We start from the raw sequence: 26,234 nt of genomic DNA on the forward strand, positions 1-26,234 counted from the left end.
CCATCCATGTCGTGCTCGCTGTGGTGGGCACGCTTGCGCTTTTGCCCACCCTACGAATTTCACTCGTATCTCAAATCCCGAGATACGCCGCCTGCACCTGCTTGTTGTCGGCGAGCTCGGCGCTCGAGCCCTGCATGATCACGTTGCCGCTTTCCAGCACGTAGGCGCGCTGCACCAGTGACAGCGCGCGGCTGACATTCTGCTCGACCAGCAGGATCGCTGTGCCCATCTTGTGGATCTCGCCGATCTTCTCGAAGGTGACGTCGGTCATGACCGGCGCCAGGCCGAGCGAGGGCTCGTCCAGCATCAAGAGGCGCGGCTTCAGCATCAGCCCGCGGCCGACCGCGACCATCTGCTGCTCGCCGCCGCTCATGGTGCCGGCAAGCTGCTTCCTGCGGTCGGCGAGCCGCGGGAAGATGCTGAAGACGAGCTCCATCGTGCGCGCCCGATCCGCCTTGGCCTTCGGCGTATAGGCGCCGATCTCGAGGTTCTCCTGCACGGTCATTTCCGGAAACACCTGGCGGCCTTCCGGGACATGCGCGATGCCGAGCTCCGGGATCCGGTACGGCGGCAGCGTGGCGAGGTCGACGCCGTCGAACGTGACCTTGCCTCCGAACAGTCTGACGAGGCCGGAGACCGCGCGCAGCGTTGTGCTCTTGCCGGCGCCGTTGGCTCCTAACAAGCCGACGGCTTCGCCTTCGCCAATGGAGATGCTGACATTGGTGATGGCGGGGACCGAGCCGTAGCTCGCGCTGACGCCGGAGAGCTCAAGCATGGGCGTCTCCCTGCGCCGGCGGATGCACGTAGGAGCCGAGATAGGCGCGGATCACCTCTGGGTTCTCCACGATCTCCTTCGGCGCGCCCTCGGCGATCTTCTGGCCGTGGTCGAGCACCACGATGTGGCGGGCCACCGCCATGATCGCGCGCATCACGTGCTCGACGATCACGATGGTCAGGCCGCTGGCGGAGAGTTTTTTCACCAGCGCCACCGCCTGGTCGATCTCGGCCGGGTTGAGTCCGGCCATCACCTCGTCGAGCAGCAGGATCCTCGGCTGCGTCGCCAGCGCGCGGGCCATCTCGAGGCGGCGCTGGTCGATGGTGGTGAGGTCCTTGGCCGGTATCTGCTCCTTGGGGCCGAGGCCGACGAACTCGATCGCCTCGCGCGCCTTCTTTTGCGCGGCGGCGACGTGGCGGTCACGCAGGAAGGCGCCGGTCATCACATTGGCAAGCACCGTCATCGCGCCGAACGGTTTTGCAACCTGGAACGTGCGGGCCATCCCGAGCGCGCAGACATCGTGCGGCTTGAGCCCCACGACCTCCTGGCCAAAGGCGAGCACCGAGCCGGAGTCCGGGCGGTGAAATCCCGTGATCAAATGAAAGCTCGTGGTCTTGCCGGCGCCGTTCGGCCCGATCAGTGCGACCGTTTCGTTCTCTTGCACGGTGAAGCTGACGTCCTGCACGGCGCGCAGGCCGCCGAAGCGCTTGCTGAGACCCTTGATGACCAGTGCTTCTGCCATCGCCACTGCCTCAGGCACGCGCCGGCTTGCGCCGGAGATAGCGGTGATAGACGTCGGTCGCGAACCCGATCAGCCCGGTCGGCCGCCACAGGATGACCGCCATCAGGATCAGGCTGTAGACCGTGAGCTGGATGCCGCCGACCGAGCTGCCGAGCCAGCTTTGCAGCAGCGCCGAAGTGGTCTCCAGCAGCACCGTGCCGATCACAGGCCCCCACAGCGTGCCGATGCCGCCGACGATCGACACCAGCGCCGCCTCGATCGAGACGTTGAAGCTGAACGCGGTCGCCGGATCGATGAAGTAGATGTACTGGGTATAGAAGGTGCCGGCGAGCGCAGTCAGGAAGGCGCTGATCATGTAGATGTCGCGCTTGACCTTCGGCGCGTTGACGCCGATCGCCTCGGCCGCGTCCTCATCCTCGCCGATCGCGACGAGATAGTAGCCGATCCAGGATTTCTCGATCCTGTGGGTGATCCAGAGCCCGACGACGAGCAGGCCGAGCACGACGTAGTAATAGGACGACTTCTCCTCGAACTGCATCATCAGCGGCGCGCTGCCGAGGTTCGGAATCGTGGTGCCCTCGGCGCCCCAGGCGAAGTCGCGGAATTTGAGGAAGATCAGCATCAATACTTGCGCCGTCGCGATCGTCGCGATGGTGAAGTAGGGCCCGCGTAGGCGGAAGCAGAGCCAACCGATCGGCAGGCTCGCGAGCATTGCGACCACGCCGCCCGCGACCATCCCGATCCACGGCGAGATGCCGTAGTTCACCTGCATGATGGTCGAGGTGTAGGCGCCGAGCCCGAAATAGGCGGCGTGCCCGAGTGACAGCTGCTTGGCATAGCCGCCCATCAGGTTCCAGGCGACGCCGATGAAGGAGAACAAGAGAATGCGGATGAAGATATCGATCGCAAACGACGAGGTGACGAGCTGGGGCAAGGCGAGCATGACGACAGCCCCGATCGCCAGCCACAGCCATTTCATGGTGCCTGAGGTCTGCATCAGCGGCCCCTCCTGGCGCCGAGGCCGCTCGGCCTGAAGGCAAGCGTCAGCAGCAGCAGCCCGAACACCACGATCAGGCCGGAATCGGCGCCGACGAACTGGATGCCGAGCGATTCCGCCACGCCCATCATCAGGCTCGCGACCAGCGCGCCCATCACATTGCCGAGCGTGCCCATCACGACCGCGACGAACGCCATCAGCACGAACACCTGGCCGACGAACGGATAGGCCGAGTAGAACGGCATCAGCAGCGAACCGGCGGCGCCCGCGAGCGCCAGCGCGGTGCCGAACGCGACCGCGAACACGCGGTTGGGATTGATCCCCATCAGCATCGCGACGTCGCGGTTCTGCGACGCTGCGCGCATCGCGCGGCCGAGATCGGTGGTGTGCAGGAACACCCAGAGCAGGCCGCTGAGCGCCATCGCGACTGCAAAGGCGATCAGCTTTGCCACCGGAATGTACAGCCCGCCGATGTGCCACGCTTCATCGGAATAGGACGTGTGGACGGTGCGGTAGTTGGCGCTGAACAGCATCAGCGAGAGATTGAGCAGCAATAGCGACAGCGCGAAGGTCAGGAAGATCTGCGGCATGTCGTTCGGCCCGAGCACCCTGCGGATCAGGAAATGCTGGATCAGGACGCCGGCGAGGAACAGCACCGGCATCGAGACCACAAGCGAGACCAGCGGATCGATGCCGAACTGGGTGGCGAGGAAGAACGAGATATACATCCCGAGCATCACGAACTCGCCCTGTGCGAAATTCACGATCTTGACCACGCCGAAGATCAGCGTGACGCCGATGCTGACAAGCGCGTAGATGCCGCCGATGAGCAGGCCGTTGATCACAGCCTGGGCCAGTGTCTCCCACATCTGATCCGACCGCGCTCAGGTCTTCAGCAGCGGGGCGCGGGCGTCTTCCTTCGGGAAGATGCTGGCGAGATCGGCGTTCTGCCACTGCACGCCGACCGGACGGCCGTAGACGTTCTTGCCGTCGGGCCCGAACTTCACCTTGCCGCCCGGCGCCATCGCCGCATAGCCGGAGGAGACGTCGAGCGTCGACAGCGCATCGCGCACCTTCTTCGGATCGGCGGACGCGGCGCGCTCCAGCGCGTCGGCCAGCATGAAGGTCTGCGCAACCAGGCCGCCGGCATATTCGAACGCGAACTCGCCGGTGCGCTTCTTGAACTCGGCGTTGACCTTCTGCGCATCCTCGTTGACGTCGTGGTTCCAGTGCGCGACGCCTTGCAGACCCTCGGCCGCCTTGCCGACATTCTTGTAGAAGTCCGGCATCACGAAGCCGCCCGAGCCGCCATTGATCGCGATGTCGAGCCCGACCTGCTTCACGGTGCGCACGATCAGGATCAGGTCGTTGAGGTAGGACAGCGAGAACAGCGTGTTGGCGCCGGAGGCCTTGACCTTGTTGATCAGCGGGCTGGCATCGGTGAAGCCGGCTGAGTACGGCTCGAACATCACGATCTCGACGCCTTCGCCTGGCGCCAGCTCCTTCAGCCCGTTCGAGGTCGAGGTGCCGAACGCGGTGTTCTCGAAGATGACGGCGACCTTGGCCTGTTCGCTGACAAGCTTCGCCATCTGCAACTGCGCCTTGGCGAATTGCGAGGCGCGCGCGAACGGGGTGAAGGTGTAGCTGCGGCCCTTGTTGAGCTGGTCGGAGCTCGATCCCGTGATGATCGGAACTCGGGCGCGCTCGCAGACCTCGCTGGCAATCAAGGTCAGCGCGCTGGCGTAGCAGCCATGGATCGCCGACAGCTTGTTGCCGGTGATCAGGCGGTCGGTCTCGGTGCGCGTCACCGTGGTGTCGCTCTGCACGTCGGAGACGATTAGGTTGAGCTTGGCGCCGCCGAGCGATTTGATGCCGCCGGCCTCGTTGACCATGTCGACCGCGAGCTTGGCCGCGGCCACGCAGCCGATACCGATCTGCGCCATGCTGCCGGTGCTCGGATAGAGCGCGCCGATGTTGATCGGATCGGCGGCCCAGCCGCGCAGCGGGACGGCGCCGAAGGCGCCGGCCGCCAGCACGCCGCCGGTTTTGACCAGGAACTTACGGCGGTTCAGTTTCGTTCGTGAGGCGTTGGTCGGCGCGGCATTATTAATGGCCGATGGCTTGCGGTCCCCTGGCATGGCGTTCCCCCTGTGCGACCGCGGCACGGTTGCTCCGCCCGCTCGCTTATTATTTTTTGCTCAAGCGAGGCGCATAAGAGCACGTAATCCGGCAATCGCAAAGGCGATATCGGACGGACTCATGGGGATACGCATGATGACTGGTGCATCGCAGCAATCGCGCGACGCGCGCATGGAAACGGCTTCACTGTGTGGGAGTTGCCGCCGAACGTGACGGTATTATTGACAATCGAATGACCCGACGGACCGGCACTGATGGTGCCGGCCGGCCCGCCGGATCATTCGATCGGCCGCTGCAACCTTCTATTCGGCGCTCGACACGAGCTTGAAACGCGGCTTGGCTTCCATCAGGCCGCGATAGGCGGCGAGATAGTCGAGCGCCATCCGGCGCGCGGTGAAGCGGGTCTCGAACTGCTTGCGGATCGCGTCGCGGTTGAGCGTCGACAGCCGACCGACCGAGGAGATTGCGCTGATCTCGTCTTCGACGATGAAGCCGGTCAGACCATCCTCGATGATCTCCGGCACCGAGCCGCGGTTATAGGCGATCACGGGCGTGCCGCAGGCCATCGCCTCGATCATCACGAGGCCGAACGGCTCCGGCCAGTCGATCGGAACCAGGAGGCCGATCGCGCCGCTGAGAAAATCCGGCTTCTCGCGGTCGCTGATCTCGCCGATGAACTCGACCAGCGGATTGTTGGTGATCTGAGGCTTGATCAACTCATCGTAATATTCCTGGTCGGCGCGATCGACCTTGGCCGCGATCTTCAGCGGAATGCCGCAGCGGGTTGCAATCTTGATCGCACGATCGACGCCTTTCTCCGGCGCAATGCGCCCGAGAACGGCGAGATAGGACTGCTTGGCCGGTTGCGGCGTCAACAGATTCTCCGGCAGGCCATGGTGGATGGTGCGCACCCAATTCGCCTGCGGAACCGGCCGTCGCTGCGCGTTGGAGATCGAGATCACAGGGATCTTGGAGAAGGTGTTGAAGACCGGCTGATGCTCCGGCAGGTCGAGCCGGCCGTGCAGCGTGGTCACGAATGGCGTCGGCTGTCGGGTGAACAGCGACCAGGGGTAATAGTCGAGATGGCAGTGCAGGAAGTCGAACTCCTCATCGTCGGCTTTCTGCCGGACGCGCTCCAGCATCACCATGTGCAGCGCATTGGGATCGCGGACGGAGCCGTCGAGGCGCAGCGCCTTCGGCCAGGTCGCATCGAGCTTCGCGGAGGTCTGTGAATCGCCACTGGCGAACAACGTTACGTCATGTCCAAGTGTTACAAGTTCTTCGGTCAGCCAGTGCACGACCCGTTCGGTGCCGCCGTAGAGTTTTGGGGGAACAGCCTCCGTCAGCGGGGCAACCTGCGCGATGCGCATTTCTCCGTCTCCTGTTTGTAATGTGAGTGGACCAGACCCTCAGCCCTCTGATGGCACCGGACATGCCGAAGACGGGAACGTTCTCGCACGTGCGAGGTTCCTTATGTGTGAGAGATCTGCCGCTTCTTTCTTCCATCACACTGTGGTCTTGCTGATGCCATCTCGCTCCAACACGTTTTTGCCGACGCCAGCGTTGCAAAATTGTTGCGCAGTGATGGCTGCATCAAGGAATCCCACCGCCGCCCTTCACGTCATCGTGCACGAGAGCTTGGACTAAAATTTTCTCGTTCACCTTCAACAGCTTTTGCAGGACGTCATGGACCATCTGTCAGGATACGCGCACCGTCCGTTCCCCTTTGTGCTGCGCTATCTGCGCCGGCGGCTTCCGTCGCATGTTGTAATCTTGTCGGCCGTGGTTGCGGCGGTTGCCTGTTCGGTGGGCACGCAATACGGCGTGAAGAATCTGGTCGACGCGTTGTCGGCCGGACCGTCGGCCGCGAATGGCGTATGGCTGGCATTCGCTCTGCTCATGTCGCTGATCGCTGCCGACAACTTCATGTGGCGGATCGCGAGCTGGACGGCGAGCTACACCTTTGTCAGCGTCACCGGCGACCTGCGCCGCGACATGTTCCGTCATCTCACCGGCCACGCGCCGAGCTATTTCACTGACCGGCTGCCGGGCATGTTGACCAGCCGGATCACGGCGACATCGAACGCGGTGTTCACCGTCGAGAACATGTTCGTATGGAATGTGTTGCCGCCGTGCATCGCAACCTTTGCCGCGATCACCTTGGTTGGAACCGTAAGCCTGACAATGTCAGCCGTGCTGATCCTGATCGCGGGAACCATGGTGGTGGCGATGTTCCGCATGGCCGCCGCCGGCCGACCCTTGCATGACGATTTCGCCAACCGGGCGGCCGCCGTCGATGGCGAGATGGTCGATGTGATCAACAATCTGCCGTTGGTGCGCGCGTTCTGCGGCCTCGGCTATGAGCACGACCGCTTCGACGCGACCGTCAATCGGGAACTCGTCGCGCGCGGCCGTTCCCTGCGTTATCTCGAAAAGCTCCGGCTGGTTCACGCCGGCGTGACCGTGATCCTCACGATCGCGATGCTGGCCTGGGCGCTCTCGCTCTGGCAGCAGGGCCAGGCCACCACCGGCGACGTGGTGCTGGTCTGCACGCTCGGCATCTCGATCCTCAGCGCCACTCGCGATCTCGCCGTCGCGCTGGTCGACGTCACCCAGCATGTCGCGCGCCTGACCGAGGCGCTGGCGACGCTGCTGCAGCCGCATGAGCTGAAGGACCATCCGGAAGCCGAGGTGCTGGTGAAGAGCGGCGCGGCGATCGCCTTCAACAACGTCTCGTTCCGCTATCCCGGCGGCCTACAGGTGTTCGAGCGCTTCAGCCTGCGCATCCAGCCCGGCCAACGGGTCGGGCTGGTCGGCCAGTCCGGCGGCGGCAAGTCAACATTGTTTACCCTTCTGCAGCGCTTCTACGATGTCGAGCAGGGCAACATCACGGTCGACGGCCAGGACATCTCGCGCGTGACCCAGCAGAGCCTGCGCGCGGCGATCTCGGTGGTGCCGCAGGATATCTCGCTGTTCCACCGTTCGATCCTGGAGAACATCCGTTACGGAAGGCCTGATGCCACCGACGACGAGGTGCTGCGGGCGGCCATTGCGGCGCGCTGCGACTTCATCGAGACCTTGCCCGAGGGCATGAACACCATCGTCGGTGACCGCGGCGTCAAGGTGTCCGGCGGCCAGCGCCAGCGCATTGCGATCGCGCGCGCCTTCCTGAAGGATGCGCCGATCCTGCTGCTCGACGAGGCCACTGCGGCGCTCGATGCGGACTCCGAGGAGGCGATCCGCGAGGCGTTGTCGCGACTGATGCGCGGGCGTACGGTGGTCGCGATCGCGCACCGCCTCGCGACCTTGCGCAGCTTCGACCGCGTGGTTGTGCTGCAGGGCGGCCGGATCGTCGAGGACGGTCCGCCCGATATCCTCGTGAAGGGCAGGGGCCCCTACCGCGACCTGGTCGCGCGCGAGATGGGCCGCCTCTCCACCAGCGCGGCCTGACCCCGCGTCATCAAGCGTGTCGTTGCGTTCCGGTGCGTTCGTTCGAACCGAGAGTCGGGACTTGAGCCAAGCAAGGTCGCCAGAGGTTCAGATGGCAGCTGACGTCGTTACGCAGATCATCACTGCTCGCATCACCGAGCACGTCGCCGAATCGCCGTTCTACATTCCGATGACCGGGCCCGCAGCCCGGCCGCGGCGCTCGCTCAAGCATGACGACACCTTCATCGTGCTCGATAGCCATGGCGATATCGGTGCCTCGGCCGGCGGCCCCGATGGCCTGTTCAACGCCGACACGCGCTACCTCGCGCGGCTGGAAATGGTGCTGGAGGACGTGCAGCCGCTGCTGCTCGGCTCCAACATGCGCGACGACAATTCGGCGCTGACGGTCGATCTCACCAATTCAGACGTCTATCGTGACGGCCGCCTGACCTTGCCGAAGGACACGCTGCACATCGTGCGCTCGATCTTCCTGTGGCGCGGCACCGCCTATCAGCGCATCGGCCTGCAGAACCACGGCGATCATGCCGCGAGCTTCGATCTCACGCTGCTGTTCGACAATGATTTCGCCGATTTGTTCGAGGTGCGCGGCGAGCGGCGGTCGCGGCGCGGCATCGGCTCGAGCAAGTTGCTCGGTCCGACCGACGTCGTGCTGGAATATTGCGGCCTCGACGAGCAGGCGCGGATCACCGCGCTGCATTTCGACCCGCGACCGACGCGGTTGTCGGTCAACGCTGCGACCTACCATTTCGACCTCGAGCCCGCGCAGGTCACTTCGCTGTTCGTCGCGGTGTCCTGCAACAAGCCGATCATGCAGAAACCGGTACCGTTCTTCCGTGGGTTGTTGGCGCATCGCCGCGAGATGCGCAACTCGTCGGCCGGCGCGGCCTCGATCGAGACCTCGAACAACATCTTCAACGAGGTGCTGTGCCAGGCGATGGCCGACCTCAACATGCTGATGACGGAAACGCCGCAGGGCCGTTACCCGTATGCCGGCATTCCCTGGTATTCGACGACGTTCGGCCGCGACGGGCTGATCACCGCGCTGCAGATGCTGTGGGTCGATCCCCGCATCGCCAAGGGCGTGCTGAAGCGGCTGGCGCTGTTCCAGGCCAGGGCGGTCGATCCGCTGGCCGATGCCGCGCCGGGCAAGATCCTGCACGAGATGCGCGGCGGCGAGATGGCCGCGCTTCGCGAGGTGCCGTTCGCGCATTATTACGGCAGCGTCGATTCGACCCCGCTGTTCGTGCTGCTGGCCGGGCTCTATCTGGGGCGCACCGGCGATCTGGAGACGTTGCGCGAGCTGTGGCCTGCGGTCGAGGCCGGGCTGCAATGGATCGATGGCCCGGGCGATCCGGATCGCGACGGCTTCGTCGAATATCAGCGCGCCACCGATCAAGGCCTCCGGAACCAGGGCTGGAAGGATTCCTTCGACGCCATCTTCCACGCCGACGGCACGCTTGCCGAGGGCAATATCGCACTGGCGGAAGTGCAGGGCTATGTGTTCGCCGGCAAGCAGCTCGCCGCGCGTACGGCGCGCATCCTCGGCTTCGCCGACAAGGCGGCGAAGCTTGATGCAGAGGCCGAGCAGCTGCGCGAGCGCTTCGAAGCGGCATTCTGGTGCGAAGAGCTCGGCACCTATGCGCTGGCGCTCGACGGCGCCAAGCGGCCCTGCAAGGTGCGCACCTCGAACGCCGGGCAGACCTTGTTTTCCGGCATGGTGAGTCAGGACCGCGCGCGACGGGTCGCCGCCGATCTGATGAGCCAGAAATTCTTCTCGGGCTGGGGCATCCGGACCGTCGCCGTAGGCGAGGCGCGCTACAACCCGATGTCCTATCACGACGGCTCGATCTGGCCGCATGACAATGCGCTGATCGCACTCGGACTGGCCCGCTATGGCCTCAAGGATTCGGTCGCGCATCTGTTCAAGGGATTGTTCGACGCTGCAAGCTACATGGAGTTGCGACGGCTGCCGGAGCTGTTCTGCGGCTTCCGCCGCGAACGAAGGCGCGGCCCGGTGCTCTATCCCGTCGCTTGCGCACCGCAGGCCTGGGCGAGCGCGACGCCGTTCACGCTGCTGGAGGCCGCGCTCGGGCTCGAATTCGACACCGTGCGCGGCGAGATCCGGTTGCGCGATCCGCGGTTGCCGGAATTCCTCAACGACGTGGTGCTGCGCGACCTCCGGCTCGGCACGTCCAGTGTCGATCTGCGGCTGCGTCGCCACGGCGACGAGGTGTCACTCGAAGTGCTGCGCACGCGTGGCCAGATCCAGGTGTCGATCGTGCTGACGCATTGAGCGTCGTGGCGCGATGGACCAGGCAATCGTGGGGAGAGGTAGATGCGTCCAGGGATCATGATTATGCTGGTCGCAGCGATGCTGCTGACATGCGCAGATGTCCGTGCCGCGGACGATGTATCGCCGGCGCCGACGCCATCCCCGCCGCCAGCCGCTCAAGCGCCGCCAGCAGCTCCTGCGGCACCGAAGGAGCAGGCCAAGGAGTCGCCGCCGCCGTCGGTGACCGTGATCGGCGCGCGCGATGCGCACGGCATTCTCGGGCGCGACGTACGCAGCTCCGCCAATGAGGACATGGGCCGCATCGTCGACGTCATCGTCGATCGCGACGGCAAGGTGCGCGCCGCGGTGATCGATTTCGGCGGCTTCCTTGGCGTCGGCAGCCGCAAGATCGTGGTCGATTGGAACGCGCTGCGCTTCGCCGGCGTTTCCAGCAAGAGCGACAGCATCACGCTGGACCTCAACAAGCAGCAGGTGAGCGCTGCACCGGAATACAAGGAAGATACGCCGCTGATCGTGCTGGGCGCGGCCGGCAATCTCCATCCATGGGATTACGAGCATTAGGGGGCTGAAACTGGTCGCGCGTCCGAACTCTTCATTCGGGACGGTTGGCGACGATCGTGGTGAGCGATCAGCCGGCAGCACCAACATTGTGTCGATTGTCCCCGATCAGCCCAGTCCGGAGCCGCCGCGCGGGCCGTCGCGCGAAAGCCAGCGCGGCCTCGACTGGTTCATCTTCTTCCTGGCCGACGTGCAGACCGGATTCGGTCCGTTCATCGCGGTCTATCTGACGACGCAGAAATGGACCCAGGTCGAGATCGGCTTCGTGCTCTCGATCGGCGGCATCATCGGCCTGCTCGGCCAGATGCCCGGCGGGGCGATCGTCGACGCGGCGCGCTCGGAACGGGTGGTCGCAGGCTGCGCGGTCGCTGCGATCGGATCGGCCGCGCTGGCCTACGCGCTGTGGCCGATCTTCCCGGTCGTGACGCTCGCCGCGACGCTGCACGCGCTTGCAAGCTGCGTGCTGGGACCTGCGATCGCCGCGATCAGCCTCGGCCTGGTCGGGCCGCTTGCGATCGGCGAGCGGCTCGGCCGCAACGCGCGCTTCGCCTCGCTCGGCAGCGGCTCGGCTGCGGCGCTGATGGGCGCTTGCGGTTATTTTCTGTCGAGCCGTTCCGTGTTCCTCGTCACCTTCATCCTGGCGATCCCGACCTTGTTGTCGCTGGCACGGATTCGCGAGCGCGAGATCGACATCGCGCAGGCTCACGGTGAGGTGAAGCGTGAGGTTCCCGACAAGCGCGCCACCAGCGTCTTCACTCTGGTACGACACCGGACGCTCCTGATCTTCGCCGGCGCGATGATGCTGTTCCAGCTGGCCAATGCCGCGATGCTGCCGCTGATGGCGGGCGTCGTCACCACGCGCTCGAGCCAATGGGCGCCGGTCCTGATCGCGGCCTGCATCATTGTGCCGCAGGCGATCGTCGCGCTGTGCTCGCCGTCGGTCGGCCGCAAGGCCCAAATCATCGGCCGGCGGCCATTGCTCCTGTTGGCCTTCGCCTCGCTGGCGATCCGCGGCCTGCTGTTCGCAACGGTGCGTGATCCCTATCTGCTGGTCGTGGTGCAGATATTCGACGGCATCACCGCGGCGATCTTCAGCGTGCTGGTGCCGCTGATCGTGGCCGACGTGGCGTTCGGCAGCGGCCATTTCAACCTGGCGCAGGGCATTGTCGGCACCGCGGTCGGCATCGGCGCCTCGCTCAGCACGGTGCTGGCCGGTTATGTCAGCGACAAGCTCGGCAGCAGCACCGCCTTCATGGGCCTCGCCGGGGTCGCAGCGCTGGGGCTGTTCATGATCTGGCTGGTGATGCCGGAGACGCGGCGGACGGCATGATGGCGAGGATAGCTCTCTCGGCTGTTACCCTCCAGGCGGGGGATTTCGACGGCCACGGGTCGGTTTTGGCCGCGCGGCACCCTTCCTCCTGCATGCGCCGTCATATATGAGTGATTTGCTGCTGGAACGAGCCGATGCCGGCAGCGGTTAATCAATCCAAAATCGTGCTCTGGTACGGATCGACGCAGCGCGGGCAGGCATTTCGACCGAGGAATGGCATGATGAATCGAACGACGACGGCGCAGATCATCGGAGCGATGCGGCGTTGGGGGCGTCCCACCTTTGTGACATTCGCTGCGATGGTCACATTCGCGTCACTGAGCGGCGGCGTGGCGGCGAAGCAGCAGCGTCCGGCGGCGACCGTCGAGGCGACCGCGCCGCGCAATGCGGGCGAGCCGATCATGGCAATCGTGTCGATCAAGGCCCAGAAGGTCACCTTCTACGACGCCGACGGCTGGATCTATCGCGCGCCTGTCTCGAGCGGCGTCAAGGGACGCGAGACGCCAGCCGGCATCTTTGCGCTGGTCGAGAAGGACAAGGACCATCACTCAACCATGTACGACGATGCCTGGATGCCGAACATGCAGCGCATCACCTGGAACGGCATTGCGCTGCATGGCGGGCCGCTGCCGGGCTATGCGGCCTCCCATGGCTGCGTCCGGATGCCCTATGACTTTGCCGAGAAGCTGTTCGACAAGACCCGGATCGGGATGCGGGTGATCATAGCGCCGAACGACCCGGAGCCGGTCGATTTTACCCACCCGGCGCTGTTCGTGCCCAACGCGCAGGCGATCGCGGCGGCTCCGGCACGTGCCGAGAAGCTGACCCGCGAGGCCGCGGACGCCGCCAAGGCTGCCGACGACGCGAAGAAGGCCTCCGCGGCCGCGGCAAAGGAAGCGGCACTGTCCACGCCGGCGTCACTGCGCAAGCTGGAACAGGTCAAGATCCGTGCCGACGCCGCGGTTGCTTTGGCCGACAAGTCGCTGGCCAAGGCCAAGACCGACCAGGCCAAGGCGCGTGCCGAGGATCTGAAGCAGAAGGCGGTCGCCAAGGCCGCGGAAGCGACCACCCAGTTCGAGGCGGCCCAGGGCGACGCGAAGCCGAAGCTCGATGCCGCGGCCGCCGCGAAGGAAGCCTTCAAGGCTGCCGAGACCAAGAAGGCCGACGCCCAGCAAGCGGCGACCGAAGCCAAGCTCGCGCTGGAGCCGGTCTCGGTCTACATCAGCCGCGCGACGCAGAAGCTTTACGTCCGGCGCAACACCCATAAGCCATGGGCCGACGGCGGCGAGGTGTTCGACTCGAGCATCGAAGTTCCGGTCACGATCCGCGATCCGGACAAGCCGATCGGCACGCATATCTATACGGCGATGGCGCGCAACGATTCCGGCCTGCGCTGGACCCAGGTGACGATCGACGACGGAGACAACGCCAAGGACGCGCTCGACCGCGTCACCATCCCGCAGGATGTGCTGGACCGCATCGCGCCGACCGCTGTGCCGCGGTCCTCGATCATCATCTCGGATGAGCCGCTGAGCGCCGAGACCAACTATCGCACCGAGTTCGTTGCGGTGCTGAGCAACCAGCCCCAGGGCGGTTTCATCACGCGCAAGCCGACACCGCGGCCGGTGGATGAGGATTACCCGGTTGCCAGCAGCGACGACGGTTTCGGCTTCTTCTCCCAGCGCAGCTGGAATCCGCAGTCCGGCACCCAATACGGCTATCCCCAGTACGGCAATCCTCAAGCGCCGGCCCAGTACGGCAATCCGTATTATGGCAATCCGCAAGCCGCCAATCCGCGTCGGCGCGGCGGCCAGCAATACTGGCAATCGCAGGACTGGTAGCAGGGCGCTGACGGCGTAGCCGCCGAGGGATCCGATCAGTATTGAGAACATTGGACGGCGGTGTGATGCCGCCGTCCAATTGCGTTGTAGCGTTACGGGCGAGCTTCCAGGATCAGGTTGAATGGCGTCTCCGCCGCACGGCGGAAGCGCGAGAAGCCACCCTGGCGCGCGACCTCGCGCAGTCTGGTCTCTCCGGCCTGCGCGCCGAGCGCAAGTCCGACCTCCTGGTCCAGCGAGGCCGGCGTGCAGATCATCGTCGAGGCGGCGTAATAGACCCGCCCGATCGGATTGAGGTTGTCCTCCAGCCGGTCGTTGGCGAACGGCTCGATCAACAGGCAGGTGCCATCATCGGCGAGGGTGGAGCGGGTGTGCTTGAGGGCGCCGACCGGGTCGCCCATGTCGTGCAGGCAATCGAAGAAGCACACCAGGTCATATTTGTTGGCTGGGAATGTCTTGGCGGAATGGGTCTGGAAATGGACGCGGTCCGACAATCCGGCTTCCTTTGCGGCGATCCGCGCCGCCTGGATCGAGCCGTCGTGATAGTCGAAGCCGTAGAAGGTTGATTTCGGAAACGCTTCCGCCATCAACCGCGTCGAGACGCCGTGGCCGCAGCCGACGTCGGCGACAACAGCGCCTTGCTTCAGCTTGTCGACCACGCCCTCCAGCGCCGGCAGCCATTCCTGCACGAGATAGTGCTTGTAGCTGGTGCGGAAGAAGCGGGCGGTGCCGCAGAACAGGCACTCGTTGCGCTTGTTCCAGCCGACGCCCTTGCCGGTCTTGAACGCGTCGGTGATCTTCGGCTCGTCGAGAAAGGTCGCGCCGACAAGGCTTCCTACCGCGCCGAGGAAGACCGGACTGTCCTCGTCGGCCAGCGCCAGTGCTTGCTCGGGCAGCATCGAGAACTTTCCGGTCGCGCTGTCGTATTCGATGTAGCCGGAGGCCGCCTGTGCCGAGAGCCATTCCTGAACGTAACGCCCGGCCGTTCCTGTTGCCTTGGCAAGCGCCGCAGCGTTCATTGGTCCTTGCTGGGCGAGAGCCTTGTAGAGCCCGAGCTTGTCTCCCAGCAGCATCAGCGAGGCGTTCATCGCCGCGCCGACATCACCGATCATCTTACCCATGAATGAATTGAGACGCTCCTCATTGACGTCCATGATGTTCCTCCATCGCAATTGGGTTTTGCAAAAAGTTCATCATTCGCAATTTCATGCATGCAGCCTCGTCCAGGCACGCGACCTTGGACGTAGCCTTAGACGCAGCCTTGGGGATCGACATCATCGCACGGATAGGTTCGGCGGTAGAGGCCGATTGTTACGAAGCGCCTGGGATCCCAGAGCGGCCGACTTCACAACCTTGCGAGGCGTTGCGCGTTAGGCCGCTGCTCGTGGCAGGATGAGCTTTTTGTATAGCGAGCTGTAGCAAGCGGCCGACAGGTCCCAGCTGTAGGACTTGGCCATCGCGCTGGCGCGCATGGCGTTGAGGCGATCTTTGGCGCGGTAGGCGTCGAAGGCGCGCCTGACACCGCCGAGGAAGGATTCCGGCGATGGTTGGGAGAACAGGAAGCCGGTCTCGCCGTCGGCGATGGTTTCCGCAAGCCCGCCGGTCTGGTGGCCGATCGGCAGCGAGCCGAAGCGCTGCGCATACATCTGGCTGAGGCCGCAGGGCTCGAAGCGCGACGGCATCAAAGTGAAATCGCTGCCGGCGAAGATCCGGCGCGCCTGCGCATCGTTGAAGCCGATGATGACGCCGATCGCGTCCGGCCGGCGCCGGTGCGCGGCGACCAGGGCGTCCTCGATCGCGGGTTCGCCGCTGCCGGTGACCACGATCTGGCCGCCGGCCTGGAGGATCTCGTCCGCGGCCGACAGCACGAGGTCGACGCCTTTCTGATGCACGAGCCGCGCGACCAGGCCGAAAATCGGCCCGCGCGAGACCGCAAGCCCGAATTGCCGCCGGACGTAGTCGGCGTTGGCTTGCTTGCCCTTCCAGTCGCCGGCGCCGAACGGCTGCGCGAGCTGGGCGCAGTGGCGCGGGTCCCAGCTCTCGTCGATGCCGTTCAGGATGCCGGTCAACTGGTCGGCGTCGGAGCGCACGCGCAGGAGGCCCTCGAGCCCGCAGCCAAGCTCCGCGGACGTGATCTCCCTCGCATAGGTCGCGCTGACCGTGGTCAGATGCGAGGCGTAGACGAGGCCGCCCTTGAGGAAGGAGAGCTTGTCGTAGAACTCCAGCCCGTCGATGTGGAATGAGCTTTCCGGTGCGCCGATCCGCCGCAGCGAGTCCTTCGGAAACAGGCCCTGATAGGCGAGATTGTGGATGGTCAGGATCGATGGAATCCGCGCGTCTCGCCACGCGAGGTAGGCGGGTGTGAGCGCGGCCTGCCAGTCGTTGGCGTGAACGAGGTCGGCTGCCCAATTCTTGTCCAGCGTTCCGGCTGCAAGTTCGGCAGCGGCGGAGGCAAAGCGCCCGAAGCGGATGTCGTTGTCCGGCCAGTCGCGGCCGGACTCGTCGCCGTAGGGATTGCCCGGCCGGTCGTAGAGCTCCGGACAGAGCAGCACGTAGACCGGCAGCCCGTCTTTGGTCGATGCGCGGCCGAGCGAGCAGGCCGGCATCTCGGCAAGCGCTGCGCATTGCCCAACGATCTCAATATGCGTGAATTGCTCGACCACATCCCGGTAACCGGGAAGCATGATCCTGACGTCGCTCCACGGCCGGAGCGCCCGGGGGAGTGCAGCGGAAACGGCGCCGAGCCCGCCCACGCGGACGAAATCGTCCATCTCCGTCGTGACGAATAAGACCTTCAACAAGCGCCCTCGTTCCAGCCCGAGACAGGGCTATGCAAGATCGGGTCCAATTTGCCTTTGAGTAAAATGCAAGACCGCCCGCGGTCCCGGTCTGGACGAGACGCTTTCCTGTCGGGCGGCTCACTTGAGATCGTGCTGCGCTTCCGCGAAGCGCAGCACGATCTCATCTTGTTGTTTGAGCATGATCTTCTCGGAAAACCGGTTTCCACTTTTCCGGATCATGCTCTAGGGTCACGCGACGCCGAACAACCAAAATGACGAAGGTGGAGGAAGCCTTGGCAACGACAATAGCCGCCGACGATGAGGGGAATTTGACACGGAGTTTCGATGGCCTTCGCGTGCTCGATTTTTCGACCACGATCGCAGGACCTCATTGCACGCGGATGCTTGCCGACATGGGCGCGGAGGTAATCAAGATCGAGCCCGCCGAGGGTGAGACGATGCGGACGCGGCCGCCGGTGCGCAACAATTGCTCGACGGCGTTCGGCCAGCTCAATATCGGCAAGAACAGTCTGGTGCTCGACCTGAAGTCGTCGGCCGGCGTCGAAGCCGTGCGCCGGCTGATCGCGACCGCCGACGTGCTGGTGGAGAATTTCCGCCCCGGCGTGATGCGGCGGCTCAAGCTCGACTATGCCTCTATTCGCGACATCAATCCGAAGCTGATCTTCTGCTCGATCTCCGGCTACGGCCAGACCGGCCCGTCGGCGGAATTGCCGGCCTATGCGCCGGTGATCCATGCCGCCTCGGGCTACGAGATGGCGCATCTCGCCTACCAGCCGGGCCGCAGCCGGCCGGACTATTGCGGCATCTATCACGCCGACGTGCTGACCGGCGTCTACGCCTTCGGCGCGATCTCGGCGGCGCTCTATCAGCGCGGCGTAAGCGGCAACGGCCAGCATATCGACGTCTCGATGCTGGAATCGATGCTGAGCCTGACCCTGAACGAGTTGCAGTGGTCGCAATTCGAGGTCAAGGCAACGCAGCGGCCGATGTTCGGCCCGATTGAAACCACCGACGGCTACGTGATGGTGGCGATCGCCAGCGAGAAGACGTTCCAGAACCTGATGCAGGTGATCGGCCGGCCCGAATGGGTGTCCGATCCGCGCTTCGCCAAATATTCCGATCGGCGGGACAATTGGGCCGGCCTGATGGAGGGCGTCGAGGCATGGTCGCGTGCGATCAGCACGCAAGCCTGCCTTGCCGCGCTCAATGAATATGGCGTGCCGTCGTCGGCCTATCGCACCGTGCGCGAGGCGCTCGCCGATCCGCAGATCGCCCATCGCGGCGCACTGGCCGAGGTCGAGGACGGCGGCGGCGGCTTCAAGGTGCTCAATCTGCCGTTCCGCATGTCCGGTGCGACCGTCGGCGCGCGCAAGCGGATGGCGACGCTCGGCGAGCACACGCGGTCCTATCTGAAGGAGATCGGCCTTTCCGACGATCAGATCGCAGGCTTCGCAGCGCAACCGGCGAAAACCGCGCGCAGTTAAGCCTGCGGCTTTTTCATCCGTTTTACGGTCTTGTCGCGCGCGGCGATTCCGGACAAGCTGCTGCCCAACACACGACGATCCGGAACACCGGACGTCGCCCACCTGGGAGGGAGCATCGATGAAGCTGGTCGGGCGCGCGCACGCGGTTGCGCGCATATTTCTTGTGGCGGGATTAGGTGCGACTGCATTCGCTGTACCCGCCCATGCGCAGAAGCAAGGCGGCACGCTCACCGTCGGCCAGGAACTCGACATTCCGGGCTTCGACCCGCTCAAGGTCGGCGTCTACGATACATCGGCCAACACTGCGGCGGCCGCGATCTTCGACACACTGATGACGCTCGACGAGAAGGGCGAGCCGAAGCCGAAGCTCGCGCTGTCCTGGGAGCATTCCGAAGACTTCAAGACCTGGACCATCAAGCTGCGGCCCGGCGTCAAATTCCACGACGGCACGCCGTTCAATGCGCAGGCGGTGAAGGAGAACTTCGACCGCCAGAAGGATCCGGCCAACAAGTGCCGCTGCGCCTTCTACATTACGAGCATCAAGAGTGTGGACGTCATTGATGACCTCACGGTGCGCTACAATTTCAGCGATCCGGCGGTGAACTTTCCGGCGACGCAGTCGATCCAGAGTTCCAACAACGTGATGCAGTCGCCGACCGCCTGGAAGACCAAGGGCGACGACTACAATCGCAATCCGGTCGGCACCGGCCCCTATATCCTGAAATCCTGGACCGCCGGCGACCGCATGGTGCTGGAGAAGAACCCGGACTATTGGGACAAGGGCAAGCCCTATCTCGACCGCATCATCTTGAAGCCGCTGCCGGATGCGCAGTCGCGCTTTGCCTCGCTGCAATCGGGCGAGGCCGACGTCATCTGGGACGATGAGTACGACGCCGACAATATCGTCAAGGCGCAGAAGGATTCCAGCCTGACCGTGCATTCCTATGCCGGCTCCGGCGCGCAGGTCTACGCGTTCAACACCAAGGCGGCGCCGTTCGACGACGTCCGCGTGCGCCAGGCTCTGGTGATGGCGCTCGATCGCAAGAAGATCTCGCAGGCGATCACCAACGGCCTGGCGCGGCCGGCCAGCAATCCCTATGGCGACGGCTCTTGGGTCAAGTGCAAGGACGACGGCGCGCTGCCGGAGGACGTCAACAAGGCCAAGGCGCTGCTCAAGGATTACGGCAAGCCGGTCGATTTCAAGATGATCGTATCGGCGACGCCGCGCGGCCGCACCGTCGGCCAGGTGCTGCAGCAGATCTGGAAGCGGGTCGGCGCCAACATGGAGATCGAGCAGGTCGATCAGGCCACGATCGTGCCGCGCGCCTTCATGCGCCAGTTCCAGCTGACGCCGTGGCGTATCGTCGATCTCGCCGATCCCGATCCGCAGATGTACGCCAATTTCCACACCGGTAGCCCGGTGGCGCTGGCGAATTTCTCCGATCCGGAGCTCGATCGCCTGCTGGAGCATGCCCGAACCACCGCCGACGTCGCCAAGCGCACCGACGATTACTGCGCGATCAGCCGTCTGATCAACAAGGAGGCGATCTGGTTCTGGACCTTCCAGAACACCTATTACGCGATCTCCAGCGCGAAGGTGAAAGGCATGCCGAAGATGTTCAACGGGGTGCTCGACGTCTCCTACGCCTGGAAGGAATAGCCTTTCATGCTGTTCTTCGTCGCGCGCAGGCTCCTCTATCTGGTGCCGGTGCTGATCGCGGTCTCGGTGCTGACCTTCGTGATCGCCTCGCTGCTGCCTGGCGATCTGGCCTACGTGATCCTCGGCGACCAGGCGACGCCGGAGAACATCGCGGCGCTGCGCCACGACATGGGGCTCGATCAGCCGATCTGGCTACGCTATCTCGGCTGGCTGTGGCACATCCTGCAGGGCGACTTCGGACGATCGTTCCGCACCGGGCAGACCGTGCTGCAGGCGGTCAGTGAACGCATCCCGGTCTCGTTCGAGCTGATGATCCTCGCCGAGCTGATCGGGCTTGCGATCGGCGTGCCGCTCGCGATCGCCTGCGCGGCCAAGGCGGGCTCCGCGTTCGACCGCTTCATGACCGGCTCGGCCTTCGGCATGCTGTCGGTGCCGACCTTCCTGTCCGCGATCCTGCTGATCTATCTGTTCGCGGTCGAGCTGCGGCTGCTACCGGCGACCGGCTATGTGCCGTTCACCGAGGATCCCGTCGCCAATCTGCGCTTCATGGTGCTGCCGGCGCTGACGCTCGGGCTTGCTGAATGGCCGGGCATCATGCGCGTACTGCGCTCCGACATGATCGCGGCACTGCAGGAGGACTATATCGCCCTTGCCAAAGCGAAGGGCCTGAAGCCGTCGCGCATCCTGTTCGTGCACGCGCTGAAGCCCTCGTCGCTGACGCTCGTCACCATCACCGGCATCAATATCGGCCGCCTGATCGGCGGCGCCGTCATTGTCGAATCGATCTTCGCGCTGCCGGGGATCGGCCGTCTCCTGGTCGGCGCGATCTATACCCGCGACCTCATCATTCTGCAGGGCGTGGTGCTGCTGGTCGCCGCGGGCTTCGTGATCATGAACTTCATCGTCGACATGCTCTACGCTCTGCTCGACCCGAGGATCCGTCATGGCCACGCTTGAGCTGAGCCTCGAGGAGGAGGGCACGACCCCGGTTCGCCGCCGTCAGCTCGGCATGCTGTTCTGGATCGCGGCCGGCTGGATGGTGCTGGTGTTCGCGGTCGCGATCTTTGCCGACCTGCTGCCGCTGCCGAGCCCGACCGACATGGACATGCTGGAGCGGCGCGCGCCGATCTCGGCCGAGCACTGGCTCGGCACCGACGGCCTCGGCCGTGACGAGCTGTCGCGGCTGATCTATGGCGCGCGAATCTCGCTGATCGTCGGGCTCTGCGCGCCGATGATCGGTGTCACCATCGGTGGCGCGCTCGGCATGCTCGCCGGTTATTTCCGCGGCCGTTTCGAATCCTTCGTGGTCGGCAGCATGGATGTGCTGCTGGCATTCCCGCCGCTGATCCTGGCGCTCGCGGTCACCGCCTATCTCGGCCAATCGATCTTCAACCTGACCTGCATCCTCGGCGTGCTCGGCATTCCTGCCTTCATGCGGGTGTCGCGTGCCGCGACCCTGTCGTTGGCGCGGCGCGAATTCGTCATCGCGGCGCAGGCGCTCGGCGCCACCCATGCGCGCATCCTGCTGCGCGAGCTGTTGCCCAACGTGATGCTGCCGCTGCTCGCCTTCTTCCTGCTCGGCGTCGCCGTCACCATCGTGGTCGAAGGCTCGCTGTCGTTCCTCGGCCTCGGCGTGCCGCCGCCGATCTCGAGTTGGGGCAGCATGATCGGGGAGGGACGCGAAAGCCTCGATGTGGCGCCAATGCTCGCCTTCATTCCGGCAATCGCGATGTTCCTGACCGTGCTCGCGTTCAATCTGATCGGCGACACGATGCGGGCGCTGACCGATCCCAGGCAGGGTGCGCTATGAGCGGTGCGTTGCTCTCGGTCGAGAACGTGATGGTCGACCTGCCGACGCCGCGCGGCAATCTGCGGGCGGTGGATCATGTCGATCTCGCCGTCGGTGCCGGCAGGACACTCGGCATTGTCGGTGAGTCCGGCTGCGGCAAGACCATGTTGTCGCGCGCGATCCTGCAACTGCTGCCCAAGAAAGCGAAACTGTCCGGCCGCGTGATGTTCGACGGCCAGGATCTGACGGGATTGTCGGCGGAGAAATTGCGCAAGCTGCGCGGCCGCTCGCTCGCGGTCGTGTTCCAGGATCCCATGACCTCGCTCAATCCGGTGCTGACCATTGGCACCCAGCTGATCGAGACCATCCAGGAGCATCTCGAGCTCGATCTGGCCCAGGCCAGGCAGCGCAGCATCGAACTTTTGGCGGCAGTCGGGATTCCCGCGCCCGAGCAGCGGCTGGCGCAGTATCCGCACCAGCTCTCCGGCGGCATGCGCCAGCGCGTCGCGATCGCGGTGGCGCTGTCCTGCGAGCCGCAGCTGCTGATCGCCGACGAGCCGACCACCGCGCTCGACGTCACGATCCAGGCACAGATCCTCGATCTGCTGGCGCGCGAGCAGCAGCGCCGTCACATGGCGATGATCATCATCACGCATGATCTCGGTGTGGTCGCCGGGCGCACCGACGAGGTCGCGGTGATGTATGCAGGGCGCGTCGTCGAGCGTGCGCCGACACCGGCCTTGTTCAAGCGGATGCGGATGCCCTACACCGAGGCGCTGCTGGCCGCGCTGCCGAAGCTCGACGTCGCGCCGCACACGCCGCTGCCGGCGATATCAGGACGGCCTCCGGATCCGACCCGGCCGCTCAAGGGCTGCTCGTTCTCGCCGCGCTGCCGCTATTCCGCCGGGCGCTGCACCACGGAGAAACCGCAGCTCAGCCCGGCGGAGACGCAGGAACATGTCTACGCCTGCTTCCATCCGATCGCGGCGGGGGCCGGTGCATGATGCTGCAAGTCGCATCCGATCCGCTGATGAAAGTGGAAAACCTCGTCGTCGAATATTCGGTGGGCGGCAAGACCATCCATGCCGTCTCCGATGTCAGCCTCGAGATCGCCCGCGGCGAGACACTGGGGCTGGTCGGCGAATCCGGCTGCGGCAAGTCGACGCTCGGCCGCGCAGTGCTGCAATTGCGCCAGGCGGTCTCCGGCAAGGTGCTGTTCGACGGTCACGATCTCACCACCTTGAAAGGTGAAGCGCTGCGCCAGATGCGCCGCCGTGTGCAGCTGATCTTCCAGGACCCGATTGCCTCGCTCAATCCGCGGCGGCGGATCGGCGATATCGTCGCTGAGCCGCTGGTGATCGCCGGCGTCAAGGATCCCGAGGAACGCAAGCGGCGCGTAAGTGAAGTGCTGTCCGCCGTCGGCCTTGATCCGGTGCTGGTGAGCGGGCGGCTGCCGCATGAATTCTCCGGCGGCCAGTGCCAGCGCATCTGCATCGCGCGCTCGCTGGTGCTCAATCCGGAATTCGTGATCTGCGACGAGCCGGTGTCCGCGCTCGACGTTTCGATTCGTGCCCAGATCCTCAACCTGCTGGAGGAGATGAAGGCGCGCTACGGCCTGACCCTGCTGTTCATCGCCCACGACCTTGCGGTGGTCAAGGCGGTCTCGGATCGCGTCGCGGTGATGTATCTCGGCCGGCTCTGCGAGGTCGCTCCGTCTGAGCAGCTGTTCGCGCGGCCGGCGCATCCCTATACCGCGCTGCTCATCGAAGCGATTCCGGTGCCGGATCCGGATGTCCGCCCGACCCAGAGCGTGCCGGTCGGCGAGCCGCCGTCGCCGATTGCGCCGCCGTCCGGCTGCCGCTTCCGCACCCGCTGCCCGCGGGCCGATGCGCGCTGTGCCAGCGAGGTGCCGGAACTGCGCGTGGTCGCACCGGGCCAATACGCGGCTTGCCATCATCCGCTGGTCTGAATAAGCGTCCCTTCAAGCGGGCCGCATGGCGGCTTGCTCGAAAATGGGGTCATGAGCGTTTGTCCCGCGCGGGCAGCCGTGGCAAGGTCCGCCGCAAGAACAAGCTTCGGGAGAACAGCGATGAAGAGTTTCCAGGTCGTCGATTTCAACGCCCCCTTGAAAGAGGTCGATCAGCCGACGCCGCAGCCGTCCGGCACGCAGGTGCTGATCAAGGTCAAGGCTGCCGGCGTCTGCCACAGCGACCTGCACATCTGGGAGGGCGGCTATGATCTCGGCCATGGCCGCAAGCCGCTCTCGCTGAAGGACCGCGGCGTCTCGCTGCCGCGCACGATGGGCCATGAGACGGTCGGCGAGATCGTGGCGTTCGGGCCTGATGTCAGGGATGCCGACAAGGGCGGTCTCACGGTCGGCGATGTCGCGCTGGCGTACCCCTGGCTCGGCTGCGGCAAATGCCCGACCTGCCTCGGCGGCGACGAGAATATGTGCGCGATCAAGCCGAACGCGCTCGGCGTCTATTGCGACGGCGGTTATGCCGATCACATGACGGTGCCGCATCCGAAATATCTGCTCAACCTCAGGGGGCTCGATCCGGTCACCGCCGCGCCGTACGCCTGCTCGGGAGTCACGACCTACAGCGCGCTGAAGAAGGTCGAGAAGGATTTCGACACACCGATCGTGATCTTCGGCGCCGGCGGTCTCGGCCTGATGGCGCTGTCGCTGTTGAAGGCGATGGGTGGCAAGGGCGCGATCGTGGTCGATATCGACGCCAGGAAGCGCGAGGCGGCTGAAGCTGCCGGCGCGCTCGCGACCGTCGACGGCAAGGCGCCCGACGCGCTGGAACAGCTGATCAAGAAGGCCGGCCAGCCGATCCGTGCCGCGATCGACCTGGTCGGCAATGCCCAGACCTCTCAGCTCGGCTTCGACTGCCTGACCAAGGGCGGCAAGCTCGTGATCGTCGGCCTGTTCGGCGGCGGCGCGCCGTGGGCGTTGCCGCTGATTCCGATCAAGGCGGTCACCATCCAGGGCAGCTATGTCGGCAATCTCAGAGAGACCCAGGAGCTGCTCGACCTGGTGCGGGCCAAGAAAATCCCGGCGATCCCGGTGACGCCGATGCCGCTGGCCAAGGCGAACGAGGCGTTGACCAATCTGCAGAAGGGCCAGCTCGTCGGCCGCGCCGTGCTGACGCCGTAATTTCTCTGCTGTCATTGCGAGGAGCGAAGCGACGCGGCAATCCATATCTGCACAAGTGGCGGCATGGATTGCTTCGCTTCGCTCGCATTGACGACTGACTGCCACGTCGCTTCGATCTCCAGAGGAATCCCCATGTCTGCCAACGACGCACTCCACATCGCAGTTCTCGGTGGCGACGGCATCGGCCCCGAGGTGATGGCGCCGGCGCTCGAAGTCTTGCGCAAGATCGAGGGATCGGCAGGCCTCAAATTCCGCTTCACCGAGGCGTCGGCTGGCGCCGGCCATTACAAGGAAACCGGCAAGTCGATGCCGGACAGCACGATCAAGCTGTGCGAGGAGGCCGATGCGATCCTGCTCGGCGCCTGCGGCCTGCCGTCGGTGCGCTACCCCGACAATACCGAGATCGCGCCGCAGATCGAATTGCGCATGATCTTCGATCTCTATGCCGGGGTGCGGCCCGCGCGATTGATCCCGGGCGTAAAGAGCACGATCGTCGGCGCCGATCAGAAAGGCATCGACCTCGTCGTGATCCGGGAATCGACCGAAGGCCTGTTCGCCTCGATGGGCAAGGGCGTCGTCACCGACAGCGAGGCGCGCGAGACCATGGTGATCACGCGCCACACGTCCGAGCGGCTGTTCGAGTTCTCGTTCCGGCTCGCCGAGCGCCGCAAGGCACGCGGCAAGGTTGGTGGCGGGCTGACCTGCGTCGACAAGGCGAACGTGTTCAAGGCGTTCGCATTCTTCCGCAGCATCTTCGACGAGACCGCGAAGCGTCATCCCGACGTCAGGGCCGATCACCTCTACATCGACGCGACCGCGGCGGCGTTGGTGAAGCGTCCGTGGGACTTCGATGTCATGGTGACCGAGAACATGTTCGGCGACATCCTGTCCGATCTCACCGCCGGCCTGATCGGCGGCATGGGCATGGCGCCATCGGCCGATATCGGCGATCGCTATGCGGTGTTTCAACCGTGCCATGGCACGGCGCCCGACATCATGGGGCAGGGCAAGGCGAACCCGACTGCGATGATCCTGTCTGCCGCGATGATGCTGGACTGGCTCGCCGACAAGCACGGTCTCGAAGGCGCAGCCGAAGCCGGCGAACGGATCGAGCGCGCGGTCGACAAGGTCTATGCCGGCGGCATCAAACCATTCGAGTTCGGCGGCAGCAACGGCACCGCCGATGTCGCGAAGGCCGTGCTGGCGGCGCTTTAGTGC

The 26,234-nt window shown here is 64.9% G+C and carries 21 protein-coding genes; 13 read left to right on the top strand and 8 right to left on the bottom strand.

Going from position 1 to position 26,234, the window contains the following annotated elements; translation table 11 throughout:
• Positions 1-70: 70 nt before the first annotated feature.
• The 6 genes from JQ616_RS22910 to JQ616_RS22935 form a co-directional block, all read right to left on the bottom strand.
• Complete coding sequence (locus JQ616_RS22910) at positions 71-775, bottom strand: ABC transporter ATP-binding protein (RefSeq protein WP_212018283.1); 705 nt, start codon at positions 773-775, stop codon at positions 71-73.
• Positions 768-1,517: an ABC transporter ATP-binding protein gene (locus JQ616_RS22915; RefSeq protein ID WP_212018285.1), complete on the bottom strand. Its 750-nt coding sequence runs from the start codon at positions 1,515-1,517 to the stop codon at positions 768-770. The genes JQ616_RS22910 and JQ616_RS22915 overlap by 8 nt, the downstream gene beginning before the upstream one ends.
• 10 nt (positions 1,518-1,527) lie before the next feature.
• A complete protein-coding gene (locus tag JQ616_RS22920; RefSeq protein WP_212018287.1) occupies positions 1,528-2,514 on the bottom strand; it encodes a branched-chain amino acid ABC transporter permease in 987 nt (328 codons plus the stop codon).
• On the bottom strand, positions 2,514-3,383 hold the full coding sequence (locus tag JQ616_RS22925) for a branched-chain amino acid ABC transporter permease (protein ID WP_212018289.1): 870 nt from the start codon (positions 3,381-3,383) through the stop codon (positions 2,514-2,516). The genes JQ616_RS22920 and JQ616_RS22925 overlap by 1 nt, the downstream gene beginning before the upstream one ends.
• 15 nt (positions 3,384-3,398) lie before the next feature.
• Positions 3,399-4,652: an ABC transporter substrate-binding protein gene (locus JQ616_RS22930; protein WP_212018291.1), complete on the bottom strand. Its 1,254-nt coding sequence runs from the start codon at positions 4,650-4,652 to the stop codon at positions 3,399-3,401.
• Positions 4,653-4,955: 303 nt separating this feature from the next.
• A complete protein-coding gene (locus JQ616_RS22935) occupies positions 4,956-6,023 on the bottom strand; it encodes a glycosyltransferase family 4 protein (RefSeq protein ID WP_212018293.1) in 1,068 nt (355 codons plus the stop codon).
• A gap of 316 nt (positions 6,024-6,339) precedes the next feature.
• On the opposite strand from JQ616_RS22935, the gene JQ616_RS22940 reads away from it, so the two are divergent.
• From JQ616_RS22940 to JQ616_RS22960, 5 genes are all read left to right on the top strand, one after another.
• Positions 6,340-8,103 carry an ABC transporter ATP-binding protein gene (locus JQ616_RS22940; protein ID WP_212018295.1) on the top strand — a complete coding sequence of 588 codons (1,764 nt, stop codon included), beginning with the start codon at positions 6,340-6,342 and terminating at the stop codon, positions 8,101-8,103.
• A 91-nt stretch (positions 8,104-8,194) separates the two neighbouring features.
• Positions 8,195-10,396 carry an amylo-alpha-1,6-glucosidase gene (locus JQ616_RS22945; protein WP_212018296.1) on the top strand — a complete coding sequence of 734 codons (2,202 nt, stop codon included), beginning with the start codon at positions 8,195-8,197 and terminating at the stop codon, positions 10,394-10,396.
• Between the two features lie 42 nt (positions 10,397-10,438).
• The gene (locus tag JQ616_RS22950; protein ID WP_212018298.1) at positions 10,439-10,957 is read left to right on the top strand and encodes a PRC-barrel domain-containing protein; all 519 of its coding nucleotides are present in this window, start codon (positions 10,439-10,441) and stop codon (positions 10,955-10,957) included.
• Positions 10,958-11,045: 88 nt separating this feature from the next.
• The gene (locus JQ616_RS22955) at positions 11,046-12,284 is read left to right on the top strand and encodes an MFS transporter (RefSeq protein ID WP_212018300.1); all 1,239 of its coding nucleotides are present in this window, start codon (positions 11,046-11,048) and stop codon (positions 12,282-12,284) included.
• Between the two features lie 299 nt (positions 12,285-12,583).
• Positions 12,584-14,125, top strand: a complete 1,542-nt coding sequence (locus JQ616_RS22960) for a L,D-transpeptidase (RefSeq protein ID WP_349630046.1) — start codon at positions 12,584-12,586, stop codon at positions 14,123-14,125.
• Positions 14,126-14,217: 92 nt separating this feature from the next.
• Here JQ616_RS22960 and JQ616_RS22965 read toward each other — a convergent pair whose 3' ends face one another.
• Both JQ616_RS22965 and glgA read right to left on the bottom strand, forming a co-directional pair.
• Positions 14,218-15,276, bottom strand: a complete 1,059-nt coding sequence (locus JQ616_RS22965) for a class I SAM-dependent methyltransferase (protein ID WP_212018303.1) — start codon at positions 15,274-15,276, stop codon at positions 14,218-14,220.
• Between the two features lie 216 nt (positions 15,277-15,492).
• The gene (gene glgA, locus JQ616_RS22970) at positions 15,493-16,920 is read right to left on the bottom strand and encodes a glycogen synthase GlgA (protein ID WP_212018305.1); all 1,428 of its coding nucleotides are present in this window, start codon (positions 16,918-16,920) and stop codon (positions 15,493-15,495) included.
• Positions 16,921-17,174: 254 nt separating this feature from the next.
• On the opposite strand from glgA, the gene JQ616_RS22975 reads away from it, so the two are divergent.
• The 8 genes from JQ616_RS22975 to JQ616_RS23010 all read left to right on the top strand — a co-directional run bounded on the left by JQ616_RS22975 (position 17,175) and on the right by JQ616_RS23010 (position 26,231).
• Complete coding sequence (locus JQ616_RS22975) at positions 17,175-18,407, top strand: CaiB/BaiF CoA transferase family protein (protein ID WP_212018307.1); 1,233 nt, start codon at positions 17,175-17,177, stop codon at positions 18,405-18,407.
• Between the two features lie 118 nt (positions 18,408-18,525).
• On the top strand, positions 18,526-20,067 hold the full coding sequence (locus JQ616_RS22980) for an ABC transporter substrate-binding protein (protein ID WP_212018309.1): 1,542 nt from the start codon (positions 18,526-18,528) through the stop codon (positions 20,065-20,067).
• 6 nt (positions 20,068-20,073) lie between these two features.
• Positions 20,074-21,024 (top strand): ABC transporter permease, encoded by a 951-nt coding sequence (locus JQ616_RS22985; RefSeq protein WP_212018311.1) that lies wholly within the window; start codon positions 20,074-20,076, stop codon positions 21,022-21,024.
• A complete protein-coding gene (locus tag JQ616_RS22990; RefSeq protein WP_212018313.1) occupies positions 21,011-21,877 on the top strand; it encodes an ABC transporter permease in 867 nt (288 codons plus the stop codon). Before JQ616_RS22985 ends, JQ616_RS22990 begins: the two co-directional genes overlap by 14 nt.
• A complete protein-coding gene (locus JQ616_RS22995) occupies positions 21,874-22,860 on the top strand; it encodes an ABC transporter ATP-binding protein (RefSeq protein ID WP_212018315.1) in 987 nt (328 codons plus the stop codon). Before JQ616_RS22990 ends, JQ616_RS22995 begins: the two co-directional genes overlap by 4 nt.
• Positions 22,857-23,825 (top strand): ABC transporter ATP-binding protein, encoded by a 969-nt coding sequence (locus tag JQ616_RS23000; RefSeq protein ID WP_212018317.1) that lies wholly within the window; start codon positions 22,857-22,859, stop codon positions 23,823-23,825. The genes JQ616_RS22995 and JQ616_RS23000 overlap by 4 nt, the downstream gene beginning before the upstream one ends.
• A gap of 120 nt (positions 23,826-23,945) precedes the next feature.
• Positions 23,946-25,016 (top strand): alcohol dehydrogenase, encoded by a 1,071-nt coding sequence (locus JQ616_RS23005; RefSeq protein ID WP_212018318.1) that lies wholly within the window; start codon positions 23,946-23,948, stop codon positions 25,014-25,016.
• Positions 25,017-25,148: 132 nt separating this feature from the next.
• Positions 25,149-26,231, top strand: coding sequence for an isocitrate/isopropylmalate dehydrogenase family protein (locus tag JQ616_RS23010; protein WP_212018320.1), 1,083 nt, complete (start codon positions 25,149-25,151; stop codon positions 26,229-26,231).
• The last annotated feature ends 3 nt before the right edge of the window (positions 26,232-26,234 follow it).

It is taken from the genome of Bradyrhizobium tropiciagri (assembly GCF_018130545.1).
GTDB lineage: Bacteria > Pseudomonadota > Alphaproteobacteria > Rhizobiales > Xanthobacteraceae > Bradyrhizobium > Bradyrhizobium tropiciagri_A.